This window comes from Granulosicoccus antarcticus IMCC3135 (assembly GCF_002215215.1).
In the GTDB taxonomy this organism is placed as follows: Bacteria; Pseudomonadota; Gammaproteobacteria; order Granulosicoccales; family Granulosicoccaceae; genus Granulosicoccus; species Granulosicoccus antarcticus.
The window spans coordinates 1,534,116-1,549,257 of the sequence record NZ_CP018632.1; the positions used below are offsets into that span (position 1 = coordinate 1,534,116).

At 53.6% G+C, this 15,142-nt stretch carries 14 protein-coding genes; 3 read left to right on the forward strand and 11 right to left on the reverse strand.

What is annotated here, in order from left to right; translation table 11 throughout:
- The first annotated feature begins 5 nt into the window (after positions 1–5).
- Positions 6–473 (forward strand): hypothetical protein, encoded by a 468-nt coding sequence (locus tag IMCC3135_RS06605; protein WP_088916886.1) that lies wholly within the window; start codon positions 6–8, stop codon positions 471–473.
- A 38-nt stretch (positions 474–511) separates the two neighbouring features.
- Here IMCC3135_RS06605 and IMCC3135_RS06610 read toward each other — a convergent pair whose 3' ends face one another.
- Both IMCC3135_RS06610 and IMCC3135_RS06615 read right to left on the reverse strand, forming a co-directional pair.
- Complete coding sequence (locus IMCC3135_RS06610) at positions 512–2,305, reverse strand: adenylate/guanylate cyclase domain-containing protein (protein ID WP_088916887.1); 1,794 nt, start codon at positions 2,303–2,305, stop codon at positions 512–514.
- Between the two features lie 73 nt (positions 2,306–2,378).
- Positions 2,379–3,041 (reverse strand): GNAT family N-acetyltransferase, encoded by a 663-nt coding sequence (locus IMCC3135_RS06615; protein ID WP_088916888.1) that lies wholly within the window; start codon positions 3,039–3,041, stop codon positions 2,379–2,381.
- 149 nt (positions 3,042–3,190) lie between these two features.
- Between IMCC3135_RS06615 and IMCC3135_RS06620 the strand changes: the two genes are divergently transcribed.
- Entirely contained in the window at positions 3,191–3,631 is a 441-nt protein-coding gene (locus IMCC3135_RS06620) for a DMT family transporter (protein WP_088916889.1), read from the forward strand.
- Here IMCC3135_RS06620 and IMCC3135_RS06625 read toward each other — a convergent pair.
- Both IMCC3135_RS06625 and hemF read right to left on the reverse strand, forming a co-directional pair.
- Positions 3,628–4,137, reverse strand: coding sequence for an acyl-CoA thioesterase (locus tag IMCC3135_RS06625; protein WP_088916890.1), 510 nt, complete (start codon positions 4,135–4,137; stop codon positions 3,628–3,630). The two genes, IMCC3135_RS06620 and IMCC3135_RS06625, sit on opposite strands and share 4 nt — an antisense overlap.
- 33 nt (positions 4,138–4,170) lie before the next feature.
- A complete protein-coding gene (hemF, locus tag IMCC3135_RS06630) occupies positions 4,171–5,112 on the reverse strand; it encodes an oxygen-dependent coproporphyrinogen oxidase (protein WP_088916891.1) in 942 nt (313 codons plus the stop codon).
- A gap of 196 nt (positions 5,113–5,308) precedes the next feature.
- On the opposite strand from hemF, the gene IMCC3135_RS06635 reads away from it, so the two are divergent.
- Positions 5,309–6,334, forward strand: a complete 1,026-nt coding sequence (locus IMCC3135_RS06635; protein ID WP_205737938.1) for a Gfo/Idh/MocA family protein — start codon at positions 5,309–5,311, stop codon at positions 6,332–6,334.
- A gap of 83 nt (positions 6,335–6,417) precedes the next feature.
- Here IMCC3135_RS06635 and IMCC3135_RS06640 read toward each other — a convergent pair whose 3' ends face one another.
- The 7 genes from IMCC3135_RS06640 to IMCC3135_RS06670 all read right to left on the reverse strand — a co-directional run bounded on the left by IMCC3135_RS06640 (position 6,418) and on the right by IMCC3135_RS06670 (position 15,056).
- The gene (locus tag IMCC3135_RS06640) at positions 6,418–6,891 is read right to left on the reverse strand and encodes a group I truncated hemoglobin (RefSeq protein ID WP_157735805.1); all 474 of its coding nucleotides are present in this window, start codon (positions 6,889–6,891) and stop codon (positions 6,418–6,420) included.
- Between the two features lie 12 nt (positions 6,892–6,903).
- Positions 6,904–7,761, reverse strand: coding sequence for a DUF3034 family protein (locus tag IMCC3135_RS06645; protein WP_236994754.1), 858 nt, complete (start codon positions 7,759–7,761; stop codon positions 6,904–6,906).
- Between the two features lie 54 nt (positions 7,762–7,815).
- Positions 7,816–10,161, reverse strand: a complete 2,346-nt coding sequence (locus IMCC3135_RS06650; protein WP_088916894.1) for a putative bifunctional diguanylate cyclase/phosphodiesterase — start codon at positions 10,159–10,161, stop codon at positions 7,816–7,818.
- Between the two features lie 8 nt (positions 10,162–10,169).
- On the reverse strand, positions 10,170–10,814 hold the full coding sequence (locus tag IMCC3135_RS06655; protein ID WP_157735806.1) for a methylamine utilization protein: 645 nt from the start codon (positions 10,812–10,814) through the stop codon (positions 10,170–10,172).
- Between the two features lie 187 nt (positions 10,815–11,001).
- On the reverse strand, positions 11,002–11,838 hold the full coding sequence (locus IMCC3135_RS06660; RefSeq protein WP_088916896.1) for a transglutaminase-like domain-containing protein: 837 nt from the start codon (positions 11,836–11,838) through the stop codon (positions 11,002–11,004).
- Between the two features lie 180 nt (positions 11,839–12,018).
- Positions 12,019–12,564 (reverse strand): L-threonylcarbamoyladenylate synthase type 1 TsaC, encoded by a 546-nt coding sequence (tsaC, locus tag IMCC3135_RS06665; protein ID WP_088916897.1) that lies wholly within the window; start codon positions 12,562–12,564, stop codon positions 12,019–12,021.
- A 2-nt stretch (positions 12,565–12,566) separates the two neighbouring features.
- Complete coding sequence (locus IMCC3135_RS06670) at positions 12,567–15,056, reverse strand: DNA topoisomerase I (RefSeq protein WP_088916898.1); 2,490 nt, start codon at positions 15,054–15,056, stop codon at positions 12,567–12,569.
- Positions 15,057–15,142 lie beyond the last annotated feature (86 nt).

Below are 15,142 nucleotides of genomic sequence, written 5' to 3' on the forward strand. Positions count from 1 at the left end.
AAACAATGGCTGAAACACTACTGAGTATATCTGAGGTCCTGCTCTACGGAGAAACAGTGACTGATATGAAGTACAAGGATAAGGATGGAGACCCGGCACGGTATTTCGTACGTGTCTATGGGTTTTCTCATGAAGGCGGCTATTACGGAATGGTTGCCCCCGTCATCATGTTGCTGGAAGGCAAGGGGGCCTCCCTGGCGGCATCCACCCCTGAGGATGTCAGAAATTCCTACTCAAGCGATATCAGACAGTGGCAGTGTGACAAATCCGATCATTCGGCCAGGCTGGATGAGCTGACTGGCAGTATCGAGGATATTCTGCTCGATATCGAGATAGGTGATGATGGGCAGGGTGGACGCGTCAGTGGTGGCCGGGTTAGCGGCGGTCGCGTCAGTGGAGGCAGGGTGAGTGGCGGTCGCGTCAGTGGTGGTAGAGTGAGCGGCGGCCGTGTCAGTGGTGGCAAGAGTGACTGAGTGATTCAGTATCGGTGGGGCCGGGCGGTGCGAAAGTTCTACGCCAGTCCCGCCAATCTCAGTCCATGCACGAAGTGCTCAGTGTCCTTGGGGTTTACATCTGGCTGAACGTTTTCCCAATGAGTCAGACTGAAGTTCGGATAGGCTTCCATGACCTTGGTGGCATGGAATTTTGCTTCCTCTTTTTTACCCAGGTAGGCATAACAGGCCGCCAGTAGTCTTCTGCTTTCAGTCGGACTGTTCATTCTTTTCAGCGTCTTGACGGCATCATCATATTGCTTGAGATTGAAATAGGCACCGCCCAGATACCACAGATATTGGTCGGGGTAGAACGGATTGAGCAGCAGCGAGCGTTTAAGCAGAATAATGGCTTCTTCTGATCGGCCACAATGCGCTAGAGCATCCGCCATATTCGACATGATGTCGGTGTCATTGGGATTGAGTTGCAAGGCTGTTTCGAATGCAGCCAGACTGGCGTCGTGGTCCTTGCGATACAGATTGACGAACCCCAGCTCTCCATAGCCTCTGGCATCGCTGGGGTCGACCACAACCGACTCCTGAGCCAGCTCATGGGCTTTTTCCAGTGCAAATTCCGGATGTTCTGTCCAGGAGTAACGCCAGTCAAGGTTATAGGTACGCGATAGTGCCGCCATGGCCCGACTATAATCAGATTCGTTTTCAAGAGCGGCTTCGTACATTTGCCTGGCCTGAAAGTTCTGTTCTCGGTTGTACTTGAATATCTTCTGCTGTCCCTGCAGTACCAGAGTGTAGGATTCGATCAGTGCAGGAACCTGAATTCTGCCCATTGATTTGTCTGCAGACTGCGCCTGGACAGCCACGGCAGAAGAGATGACATCAGTAATTTCATCCTGTAAGTCAAAGATGTCGTTCACTTCGCGGTTATAGCGTTCACGCCAGACCGAGACACCTGCTCGGCAATCAAAGAGCTCGACTGTGAGCCTGAGGCGATTGGCAGATTTTCTGATTGAACCGGTGACGACATACTGAATGCCCAGTTCTTTGCCAACTTGCTTCAATGGCATTTCTCTATTCTTGTAGACAAACGTCGAGCTACGCGAGATGACCGCCAGAGCATGAAAACGGGACAGATTGGTAATGAGATCCTCAGTTACGCCGTCGGCAAAGAATCCGTCGTGATCATTGCTGTCAAGGTTGGTGAACGGCAACACGGCAATCGAAGGTTTGCCGGCAACAGGGCTCTCCTGTGGCTCTGTGCTGTGCTGTGTGTCTCGCGCGCGCGGGCTGGCTGAAAGCAGTACCGTCTGGGTGTCATTGGATATCTGGTAGATATCGACCGGATCGGGAATGTTCTTCAGGCTGATACGACCAATATACTCAAAGCCCAGATTGAGTTTGTGTTTGACCTGTTCATAGACGGCCCCGGAAATACAGACACTGCCGACACGGGCATTGGATTCGATTCGAGACGCTATGTTGACGCTGTCACCCACATACTGATTCGTAACGCGCATGACATCACCCATGTGTATGCCGATGCGCATCTGAATTTTCTTGTCATCAGGCAGAATGTCACTTTCGAGTGCTATGAGTTTCTGCACCTTCACGGCAAGGTTGACGGCATCTTCGACACTATCAAACAGAAAAAACAGACCATCCCCTCGAGTCTGCGCTAATTCTCCATTGAAGCTCACTCCAAGGGCTTCACATCTCTCGAACAAGCTGGCAATTCGGGTCGAAGTATCGTTCTCATCCACCGCCATCAGACGCGAATATCCGACTACATCGCCGAACAGGATGGCTCGCAGGCGGCGCGGGTGTTTCTGATGGTTATCGGTGGAGAGTTCTTTCATGAGTCGCAGGCAAATGGGTTGCCTTTGTCTGGCAAATATGAAGATGGCTCTGGTTTTGTTTTTCTTGCGATCATCAACGGGTTCCAGGCCAGCGCCACTCGGTTGATGATCGTGGCCCCAGCTCTACGATCACTTTGTTACTGAGCATCGTTCGTAACGCGGGTCTGGCCTGTTCCCATTCATCCAGAAGCAGGCCCACATTCATTAAATCAAAATACTGCCCATGGCTGAACCATGATTGCCTGGCAACGCCTTCCTGTTTGAACCCCAGTCGATCCAATAAGGCTGCAGAGGGACCATTATCGGCTCGATAGATGGTTGAAACTCGATGCAATCGTAGCTGTTTGAACGCAAGGTCGATCATCATGCATGCCATACGGATACCTATACCTGATCGTCGACAGGGTTCCGTGATAAATAACGGCAATATAGCATGACCATGCAGCAGGTTAATGCCTTCAAGACCCGTCATGCCAATCGCAGTCCCATCAGTGGACTCAGCAATAAACCAGCGGCATTTCTGCTTTTTCTGATCGGAGACCAAGGATTTTATCAGTGATAAAACATCGGTATGGTTGATGGGCAGAGGCAGCTGCCGGTCGAATATCGAGACATCTTCGAGATGCTGAAACCAGTCTGCAACGATATCTGCATCTGATATTTCTATCGGGCGCATTCTGACTAGTTGCTGATTTTCAGAGACATTCTGTTCGGGCTGAAGTGTAACGTCACTCATTCAAAAATACCTCGGTATCCGCGCCCCTTGGAATGCACCTTATCACGGAAAAATAGGGCCTCCTAGCGAATGCTGACGTGGATAGCTGAGTGTTACGCCGATCATGGTATTGTCTCGCGCTCCTGTGTTTATCAGTAGGTTATTCAGTCATGCCGTGGTTAGCGATAGGTCTTACGATAACTCTGGGTGTCGTGTTCGCCCAACAGCCGATTATCAACGCTGCGGTGTCACGGGTCGTAGGTTCGCCGGTGGCGGCTGCCATTTGCTCGGTATTCATAACCCTGTGCTGTCTGCTGGTCATGTTGCCTTTCACCAGTGGCACATTGCGTCCAACTGTTCTGGCAACACTGCCGTGGTGGACGGTTCTGGGTGGTTTCATCGGGATCGGTATCGTTGCCGGAGCGGCGGCACTGGCGCCCATGACAGGCGCTGCTCTGTTTTTCATCTGCCTGGTGGGTGGGCAGTTGATGGGCGCTGCCATGGCGGATCATTTTGGTGCATTTGGCTTGCCGGTCAAAGAGCTGTCCATGACTCGGGTGGCAGGCCTTTTATTGGTGTTACTGGGAGCTCTGCTGGCCAGCCGAGGTTAGCGTCGAGCTGCAATCCAGCGCTGGATTGGTTCTGGCAAGCTCGGAGATGGTTGATCGAGGCCCAGACAGTCCAGTAGTTCCTGAATGGTGACTTTGCCGCCTGCCTTTGCCAGAAAGCGTCCCTCGATGTAGATGACCGCCACCCGCGTGTCACCATGGGTAAAGGTCTGCTCCAGATACAAGGCACGCTCATCCCAGCCGACTACCTGCGTGTGGATAAAGAAGCGCTGGCCCAGTGTCAGAGATTTCCTGAACTGGATATTGGCCACTGCGACAACCGGGTACCAGCCGCGCTCGCGCACCATCTGGAAAATACCGGATCGCAACATGAGATCGGTGCGACCCAGATCAGCATAGGTCAGGTACACGCCGTTGTTGACGTGCATGAAAATATCGAGATCGTTCGGCAATACCCGAAGTGGCGTACTGACCGAGTCCATGATACCGACGCGGCTGCGTCTGGATTGCGTCAGCAATATCCAGATCAAACGGAAGAACAGTTTCATGTCAGTTTCGGGGTTGGTAAGAGGTGTGAGAGCTCACGCCAGCCAGTTCTGTGGCTGAAGATAGCGGCTGGTCAGTTCAGCTTCGGGCGAGCCGGCCTCTGGTTGGTAGTTGTAAACCCAGCTGACGTGTGGTGGCAGTGACATGAGGATAGATTCGGTGCGTCCACCCGATTGCAAGCCGAAGAGTGTTCCACGATCGTGTACCAGATTGAATTCCACGTAGCGGCCACGTCGGAGCAGCTGGAAATCGCGCTCTCGTTTCGCATAGGGGATATCGCGTCGACGTTGTGCAATAGGGGCAAATGCTTCGTAGAAATGCTTGCCAACCGATTGCATGAGACCAAAGGCATGATCGAATCCGCCTTCTGAAAAATCATCGAAGAACAGGCCACCAATACCGCGTGCCTCGCCACGATGCCCCAGATAGAAATAATCATCACACCAGTTCTTGAGCTTGTCGTGCAGATGCTCGCCGTAGGGTTGTACGGCATTGAGCGCCGTCTGATGCCAATGCACGCAGTCTTCCTCAAAGCCGTAGTAGGGCGTCAGATCGAAGCCACCACCAAACCACCAGACCGGTTGTTCACCTTCCTTGTTTGCCCGGAAGAAACGGATATTGGCGTGGGTGGTCGGTACATAGGGATTAAGTGGATGGAGCACCAGCGATACGCCCATCGCCTCCCAGTTTCTTCCAGCCAGCTCTGGCCTGTGCGCAGATGCTGAAGGTGGCAGAGTCGAGCCATTGACCCGAGAGAAGGCCACACCCGCCTTTTCGAACAAAGCACCGTCGGTCAGGGTTCGGGTCAGTCCACCACCTCCTTCAGGCCGTGTCCAGGCATCATCAACAAAACTTGCCTCTCCATCCAGGGCTTCCAGCTGTTGACACAGGGTGTCGTGGAAGCGGGTCAGAAAGGTCTGTACCGCATCACTGTCAACAGTATCGGTAGAGGCGTTATTACTAGTGGTTTGAGTCATGGCGTATATCAGCGACGGCCGGTCAGTCAGAGTCGGAGGGCATTGTCATCCCGATGCCAATTCTACCTCAGCTCTGTCATTGACAGCCCGACGGGGCAGGTGAGCCAATGTTGATGCTGTCGTTGCTGTTGGACATATGCTGCATCAGACCGTAAAGTGCCTTTTCGATTTTCAAAGATTCGAAAGAGAGGCTCCCTTGACAGTTACACGCGTGGCATTGGTTGGTCTGGGTATGGCGTCGAAGCCACATCTGGAAGCACTCAAACAGCTAGAAGGAAAGGTTGAAATTGCGGGGGTCTACAACCGGAGCCCGGGCCCTGCATTGAAGGTAGCAGAGCAATATGGTGTGCCGGTATTCGACTCCATCGATGCCATTACGGCAGATGAATCGGTGACGGCAGTCATTCTGGTGACTCCTCCTGATCAGCGAGAGGCCCTGGTCAGGACGTTTGCTGCTGCAGGCAAGCACATCCTTACCGAGAAACCTATCGAGCGCAGCAGCGAGCAGGCGAGTGCACTGGTCGAGATCTGCGAGGCGGCATCGGTCAACTTTGGTGTGGTGTTCCAGCATCGCTTTCGAGCAGGTGCCTTGCGCCTGACTGAGATCATGAATAATGGACTGCTGGGTGAGATTGCCAGTGTGCGTGTTCAGGTGCCCTGGTGGCGTGAGCAGTCCTACTATGATGTGCCCGGTCGCGGTAGCTACGCACGAGATGGCGGGGGAGTGCTGATCAGTCAGGCGATTCACGTACTCGACTTGATGTTGAGTCTGACGGGGCCTGCGCAATCGGTACAGGCATTGTGTGCCACCACACCGATACATCAGCTGGAAGCTGAGGATTTTGCTGCCGGCTGTGTACGCTTTGCCAGTGGAGCTGTTGGTTCAATTGTGGCGACGACAGTCGCCTTTCCAGGTGGTGCCGAGACCTTGTGTATCGACGGAACACTGGGAAGTGCGATCCTTGAAGCGGGTAAATTAAGCGTTCACTGGCGTGATGGCAGTAGCGAGGAACTGGGAGAGACTACGGGCACGGGCGGTGGGGCGGATCCCATGGCATTTCCCTGTGACTGGCACCGGGATTTGATCGAGGATTTTGTCGACAGCATTCAGGCTGGTGTGCAACCACGCATTAGCGGTCGGGAAGGCCTACGTGTACATAATCTGATTGATGCCCTGGTCGCCTCGTCGCGACAGGGGCAGCAGGTTGATGTGAAGTCTTGAGCGTTGTGTTGTGAGCTAAACGGGTCAGCATCGAGTATTCGTTGTCAGGAGAGGCGTGTCATTGTCAGCTTCTCAGGCGAGCATCAACGATCAACAATGTCATTGTGCATCGGGGCATACAATTCAAGCAGACGGTTTTGTGTGCCCTGTGGGATGTTGTTCTTATCCATTGCGAGCATTAATGCCTCGACAATCGCCGTGAACTCAACGCGCGTAATTTTCATGCCGGCGTGGGTGCGTAGCATGTCATCGCCGGTATAGGTACAGCCACCACCTGTCAACAGACACATCTGCTCGCCCATCATGCGGTGGAAGCGACCAATGTCAGAGTCTCGATAGCGACCTTTTATTCGTTCGTCGGCAGCAATTTTACGAATGAAGTCAGTCGTGAGGGTATCAACGCCAGCAGCGCCTCCCAGTTCCTCATAGAGTGTGGGTGCGCTGCGCTGTGTTGTGAGGGTGCAGGCGCTTATTGGTGTCAGTGCGATTAAAAGCAGCAGTGTCAGTGTTCGGCTGTTGCGAAATACCTGAATCATATCGGCGAGTGTGTATTGCATTCGTGAGCACATCTATTGGCTGAGTTGCAATGACAGATAGAGACCTTTCTGATCATCCAGTCCTGCGATGGAACCCAGGTCTGACCAGGCTGCCACCAGCGAGAGTCGTTTCGTCGGAAACCAGCCGACGAACACGTCGTACCAGTCGTCTTCTCTGGCGAAAGACAGCTTGTCGGGTTTCTGTCGATACTCCATGCCGATCACCCATTGGCGTGTAATGAACAGACCGGTACTGACTTCACCCAACAGTTCGAGTTGATTGCCCTGATCACCACCAAAGCCAAGCAGGCCCATCTGATTGGCTCGCGAGGCGCGCAGGGTGGTATTCAAAAACAGTGAGCGGTTAAACGGACCATTCAGCCAGAGTTTGCTGGCCGCCAGGTACATATCCAGAGCACTGTCCTGTCGGGCGCCTACGGCATCGGGAATCGTGTAAGTATCGTTTTTCTTGTATTGCAGACCCAGGGTGATTTGCGGCAATGCCGAGTACACCAATTCGCCTGCCAGACGAATCTTGCCGCCAATGATGGTCTGTTCAAGTTCTTCGCCCGGTATCACTTTGTCGATATCGAACTGTTGCTTGCCAATCGAGAGCTCGATCGAGTTGTTCAACGAAACTGCCGCCCCGTAAGCTCGCAAGGTAAAATCAGTTGGTCGTACTTGCGTATACCAGGCAGTAGCGCCAAATTGCCGGTTTTCACCGTAGCCAGCGAGTAACGCCCAAGGGACGATTCCACCTCCGGCAGCACCTTCCACGCTCATCGCACCCCCGGTCGCGATCAATCGTGCTCCGGGCGCAGCCATGGCTTGCGTGGTGGAGACGATCGGAATCAGGCACAACAGGATTGTGCGTATGATCGGTCTTATCAAAGGGGGCCTCGTACGGGGGCGGAATAGGTGCTCTGCCTCGAATCAAAGCAAGGATCAGGCCGCCAGGTTTTTCCCGTTGATCTGATGTTCAAGCCACCAGGCAGTAAAATCATCGGCGAGCAGAGGCCGTGATATGTAATAACCCTGGATCGTGTTGCTGCCAAGTTCATTCAACAGGTCCCATTCTTCGCGAGTCTCGATGCCCTCTGTCGTGATGCTCATGTTCATGCTGTGGCCCAGATCAATGATTGCCTTGACGATCAAAGCCTCGGTTGTGTCTGGTTTGATATCGATGATGAACGAGCGGTCAATCTTCAGTTCATCGATAGGCAGCTCGCGAAGTTTTGCCAGGGATGAGTAGCCTGTGCCGAAATCATCAATGGAGACAGAGAAACCACTATCACGCAGTCTGTGCAGGATCGTCAGTGCCTTGTCCGCATCGCGCATCATGGCGCTTTCAGTGACTTCGATGATCAGGTCTGTACTGACGAGTCCATATTTTGCAAGATAACCTTCGATCCGATTGGGTAGGCCATCATCCTGTAGGTCCATTGCAGACAGGTTGACAGCCGACTTTACAGTCACACCTGCGGCCCGCCACAACGCAATCTGAGAGATGACAGCTTGCAGGATCCAGTTACTCAGCATGCTGATGTTGCCGGACTTCTCCGCCAGTCCAATGAATTCATCGGGTGGCATGAAGCCGTGTATCGGATGAATCCAGCGCACCAGTGCCTCAACGCTGCTGACGGTACCGCTTGCCATGCAGATTTTCGGCTGATAGTGCATCACGAACTGGTTTTCATCCACCGCTCGTTTCAGATCCGCCACAATGGATAGCTGTCGTAGATGGTTCTCGTCGCGACCGTGCTGGTAGAATTCGATCTCTCTCATGCTTTCGCGAGCATCAGTCAGTGCAATGTCTGCGCGCCTGATCAGTTCAGTCTCATCCGTACCATGTTCCGGGTAGAGTGATACGCCAGCCGAGATACGGGGCGTTAGCTCAGCATCATCAAGCAGAATCGGCTGAGACATCTGCAAGACGATATCTCGGGTGAGTGCTCGTACTGTCATTTCGTCAGCATTGCCGCTGATGATCAGAAATTCATCGTTGGATACGCGCGCTACGGTGTCGCCTTCGCGCAGCTGCCTGGATACGCGTCTGGCCAGCTCTTTGATCAGACGCTCGCCGATCAGGTGCCCCAGCGTTTCTGTCACCTGCTTGTATCGATCAACACCCAACACGATAATGGCGACCGACTCATCCTGACGGTCGGCGATGCTTATCTGTTGTTTGAGTCGATCGCGGGCAAGGCGTAAATTGGGTAGCTGGGTCAGTTCATCGTGGAAGGCCAGATGTGCAATATGCTCTTCGCGTTCGGAAATGCCAGTCTGCATTCGGTTGAAGGTATCAGCCAGCTGGCCGAACTCATCGCAACGTTGTAAATCAAGACGTGTGCCGTAGTGGCCATCCTTTATTCGTGCGGCCGCTGCCGATAGCATTTGCAGTGGTCGGGTCACACTGTGGGCCATCCAGAAGGCCAGAGCGATGGCCAAGGCCAGGCTCAGGCTGGTCAGCAGGATGAGCCGGTTTCGTAATCGTTGATAGGATTGCAAGGCACTGTCGAGTGACTTTTGCAGAATCGCCGAGACGCCTCCGTTGAGCCGGTCAAGCACCACAAGCTGTGTCAGGAATGCCTCGTTCTGCAAGAGGGCAATCTGGCCGGCTGTAGAATGGGTTAGCTCATTGATGGCGCGAGGTAGGGCGGCCCTTTGTTCCGGCGGCAAGGTGGAACCGAAATAATGCTGTCGATCGCCAAGCTGTCCCGAGAATGAAACCTGCATGCCGATCTGACTGGCCAGATCATTGGCCAGTGAATCATTGAGTGAAAACCCGAGCAACAGCCAGCCGATGGTCAACGGCGCTTTGACAGGTACTACGACCACCTGACGTGCCTTGTCGGCAAGAACCAGAGTCTCCATGAAGTGACCCGAGACGCCTGCTTTGCTTGCGACTCGTGCATACTTTTCTGCATCCTCGTTGACGCTATGGGTCGTACTGATCAGCCGGCCATCAAGAGAGATCAGGCTGGCCAGGTCGGCATCCACACGCACAACGTTGTTGCTCAGTGCCGAATTGATGGTTCCCTGGTCACGGCTGGCAATGGCTGACTTGAAGCCATAATCAGCCGCCAGTACCTGGGCACTATTGAGTAGCAGCTGGCTGCGTTTATCAACCAGCTGAGTGAGCAGCGTGCTGCCCGCATTGAGTTGTTGGCGAGTTTCCGCCTTTATATCCTTATCGAGCGTGCTGAGCAGGGCCAGAAACGTTGTCAGTTGTGCAACAACGACAAGGCCAACCACCAGCAACAGAATGCGCAGATAGAAAGAGTTGAACATGGTCAGGCTCAATCGTCGAACAAAGCCTGCAATGGGCTGACTTCGGGTTTGGGAGTCTGGGCTCGCTGACCGGTTGGTAGCCGAACAGTAATCGCCTGATGACCTTCTGTCAGGGTGATCTTCTGGTGTTCATAATTCATTCCCAGATCTGGGTGCCACACTTGAAGTGTATAGTTGCCGCCGGGAATCTGGTCGATACTGGCCAGGCCATCTATTTCTGTTTTTGAGAACCAGGGGGTGTCGACCACTTGCAGATAACCGATCATGCCATCGTGAATGTTGCACCCCAGAACGACGATGCCGGGTTCATCAAAGCTGATCGGCTTGTTCTTCTCGCCGTGGTAAAGCTTCAGCTCGAAGTTGTTTGGATATGAGAACGAGTAGACATGATGGCGCACATCATCCGAGTTTGGAAATGAGACTTTTGTACCTTGTTGAATAGGTAGCACCGAGGGCGCAAATTGACGCTCACGCTGGTCCATGACAGCAAGCGCAGCATCGCCAGTAGCCATTTGGGAGACTTTGCCATGAATCGAGATGACAGCGTGTTCCAATCGGTTTCCTTCACTGTCGGTGACCGTCACCAGTAATGAGCTGGCCCAGGCAGAACTGTTGCACAGCACGTACAGCAACATTGTGCAGGCAAATCTCATGAGTGGTTGCTCCGGAAACATTCTGGCTTGAACATCCACTAGCGGCCTGATCGGCCTGGACTTTATCCAGATTAATGAATCTGGATTTATGGCCCAACGAGCCTATCGAGGTAACTGTAGTGTTGCCTGCCATCACATCAACAGGCACGATAGTCTCAGTGACGTGTCACTACCGATTCACGATCCCTCAGGCGGTAGAAATAACTTCGTTGCGGGCGTCGTCAATCTTCTGGTTAGGGTCGATTGCCTGCACTGTCATGGAGGTTAGTGTGGCCTGACCGATCAAGGTGGCGAAGGCCACATCGGCGGCGTCTCGTCCAGCGCCAATTCTTACAAAACCGCTTACCGGAGCCAGTTTTGTGGCATCGAACAGAATCCAGTCGCCGCCCAAAAAGGCTTCGAAGAAACCGTGAAAATCCGGTGGATTAAGATTAACCGCATACCCCGAGACATAGCGTGCAGGAATTCCCAGTGCGCGGCACAGGGCGATAGAGACGTGTGCGAAATCTCGACAAACGCCAGTGCGTTGCAATAGCACGTCACAAGCAGTTGTACTGGGGCCTGTGCTGCCAGGGGTGTAAGCCAGGCTGTTATAGACCCAGTCTGTGATCTTGCTGACTCGATCGTAGCCACGATTCATATTGCCAAACAGATCGGTTGCAAATTTATACAGTTTGTCGGATTCACAATAGCGGCTTGGATTCAGGTACGGCAGTACATCAGCAGGCAGCTCGGTGTAGTCGAGTTCAAACAGATTTCCATCGTAGGGCTCTTTGGGTTCCAGAGTTGCCGTTGCGGAATAATGAATGACGGTGGCACCGGGTTGCAGGATCAGGCGGCTGGCGCGGTTACCCAGTGGTCCTGTCTGCAAGAAATCGACGGGGGTAGAAGGGTTGACCGTCAGTAGTTCATCACTGATGAACTGTCTGCTCGTGTGCATGGCCGCCACTTGTAGCAAGATGGTTGTGGGAGTGTCCACGGAGTACGCCAGCTCGCTGTGTAGTTTCACAGTACGTTCGGTCATTGAGAGTATCGCCATTCAATTGAGTAGAAACCGGGAAGCGCCGCTCTGCGTTTTTCCTTGTAGGGAATATTCAAGAACGGGCTGTCTATTTCGCGAACGTTATCACTACTGTCTGAGCCCTGTTAGGGCTTTTGTAGAATACACAGTATTTGCTGTGCCCGGGCAGCGACTACTAAATGCTCAGCGCAGCTGAGCTCCGGTGCGGACATCGATGATTCGAGTCGGGGCGCTCAGTGTACCGATCTGGCCCTGGACGATGGCATCAAGCTGCGGACCAAAAAGTGTTGTTGCGGTTGCCGTGTCACGACAAGGCTCCTGGCCGGAACGATTGGCACTGGTGGATACGATTGCGCCACCAAAATCCTCGCATAGGCGTTGTACCAGTGGGTGGTTGCTGACCCTTACAGCCAGTGTGTCCCTGGAGCCTGAGAGCAGCTCGCTGATGCCCTGGCGTGCAGGTACAACAAAGGTGACAGGCCCTGGCCAGGCAGCGTCGAATTGCGTCTGCCAGGACGGCTCTATCGGGGCCAGAAAGGGGCTCAGCTGAGCTTGAGTCGCGGCAATGAGAATGAAGCCTTTGTGCGCATCACGGCTCTTGATGTCAATGATGCGCGCAAGCGCTGCTTCGTCATGCGGGTCGCAGCCGAGTCCGAATACCGCTTCGGTCGGGTAGGCGATGACACCACCAGATCGCAAGGCTGAAACAGCCTTGCTGAGATCCGGCATGTTCACTCAGCCTTGGAGCTATCACTGGAGGCTGCGGCTTTTTTCTTGGCTGCAGCTTTTTTACTGGCAGCACTTTTTTTCTTGCTGGCGGCGCTTTTCTTTTTGCTGGCGCTTTTCTTCTTGGTCTTCTTCTTTGCGACCGCTTTTTTCTTGGCAGTGGCCTCTGTCTTCTTGGCTACAGCTTTCTTCTTGCCGCGACCGCGCCGCTCTGGCGCTTCGGCCAGCAGTTTCTGGCAGGTCTCCAGATCAATCGCTGCCGGGGTCTCTTTCAATTCTTTGGGGATTTTTGCGTTCTTGCTGCCGTCGGTGATATAGGCGCCCCAGCGACCATTGAGTATCTGAATGTCGGTGCCTTCAAACTCCTTGACCAGCTTGTTGGCATCAGCAATCTTCTTCTCGGCGACGATCTCCAGTGCCCGTTCCAGCGTTACGGTGTAAGGATCGTCTTCCTTGAGCGATACGAACTTGGAGGCGTATTTGATATAGGGACCAAACCGACCAATATTGGCCGTGATTTTCTCACCTTCAGCAGATTCACCCAGATCTCGGGGCAGGTCGAATAGCTGAATGGCTTGTTCCAGTGTGATGGTGTTCATGCGTTGACCGGGACGCAGCCCTGCGAACTTGGGCTTGTCCTCATCATCGCGGGTACCGATCTGGACAAACGCACCGTACTGACCAATGCGAACGGTGATCGGCTTACCGGATTCTTCGTCTGTTCCGAGTTCACGGGCCTGAATGGCCTCATCCTTCGAGACGTTCTCCAGCTTGTCGTCTACCTGTTCCTTGAAAGGTTTCCAGAACTCAGCCAACAAGGGCACCCAGTCTTTCTCGCCACGTGATACGGCATCCAGCTCATCTTCCAGATTGGCCGTAAAGTCGTAGTCCACGTACTTGTCGAAATGCTTGGCAAGAAACGTTGCGACCACTCGACCCGTATCGGTCGGGAAGAAGCGGCGACTTTCAATTTCCACATATTCTCGTGACTGCAGCGTGGAAATGATGGAGGCATAGGTTGACGGTCGTCCAATTCCATATTCTTCCAGCGTCTTGACCAGGCTTGCCTCAGAGAAGCGCGGCGGAGGCTCAGTGAAATGCTGTGTCAGTTTGATGTCCTGCAACGGGACCTGGTCGCCTTCCTTCATCTCTGGCAACACTTTCTCATCGTCGTCAGACTTTTTCTTGTCGTCCTCATCTTCCTTGTAGACGGTCATGAAACCGGGGAAGTGGATAGTCGAACCGGTAGCGCGAAACAGATTGCCTTCACCGCAGGCGAAATCCACGGCAACCTGGTCGATGGTGGCGAAGATCATCTGGCTAGCGACGGTTCGTTTCCAGATCAGGTTATAGAGCTTGTACTGATCTTCTTCGAGAAATTGCTTGATCTCGTCGGGGGCGCGCATCACCGATGAAGGGCGAATCGCCTCGTGCGCTTCCTGCGCATTCTTGGATTTGTTCTTGTAGACGTTGATTGCCTCGGGCAGGTATTCCTTGCCAAAGCGTTTTGGTATCAGCTCCCGCAATTCGTCAAGGCATTCCTGAGACAGCGTAATGGAGTCGGTACGCATATAGGTGATCAAACCGGTGGGGCCTTCCTCACCAATTTTTATACCTTCGTATAGTTTCTGGGCGGTGCGCATGGTTCGCTGAGCACCAAATCCGAGTTTTCGTGACGCTTCCTGCTGCAGAGTCGAGGTGGTGAACGGTGCTGTCGGGTTGCGTTTACGCTGTTTCTTCTCGACCTTGACGGCCGTGAGCGTGCCATTGGCATTGCTCAGCAACATATCGCGAGTCGAGTTGGCCAGTTCGCCATTGTTGACGGTGAACTGCTTGACCTTCTCGCCGTTGAGCAGAGACAGACGGGCGGTGAAGGGCTGTGTGTTTTTTTCCAGTTCGGCCAGCACGCTCCAGTATTCCTGGGGAATGAAGGCTTCGATCTCGTTCTCACGCTCGCAGATCATGCGCAATGCGGGAGACTGCACGCGTCCCGCTGACAAGCCACGACGAATCTTGCGCCACAACAATGGCGACAGGTTGAAACCAACCAGGTAGTCCAGTGCACGACGCGCCTGTTGCGCGTTAACCAGGTCATAACCGAGTTCGCGCGGGTTATCGACAGCCTCCTGGACTGCCTTTTTGGTAATTTCGTGAAAGACCACACGCTCAACGTGTTTGCCTTCCAGATCGCCCGTTTCACGTAGATGCTCGACCAGATGCCAGCTGATGGCCTCACCCTCGCGATCCGGATCCGTTGCGAGAAGCAGGTTGTCAGCTTTCTTCAAGGCCTTCTTGATGGCGGCAACGTGTTTCTCGTTGCGCTCGATCATCTGGTACTTCATGGCGAAGTCGTTATCGGGATCGACAGCGCCTTCCTTGGGCAACAGGTCGCGAACATGGCCATAAGAGGCCAGTACCTTGTAGTCCTTGCCCAGATACTTCTCGATCGTCTTGCCCTTGGCAGGGGACTCAACAATGACCAGATTTTTGCTCATGAATACCGAATTGATTGTGATGGCAGCTGGACCGGCACCCGATCATGGGGACAGGGACGATGGTCTCAAGTACAAAGGATCATACT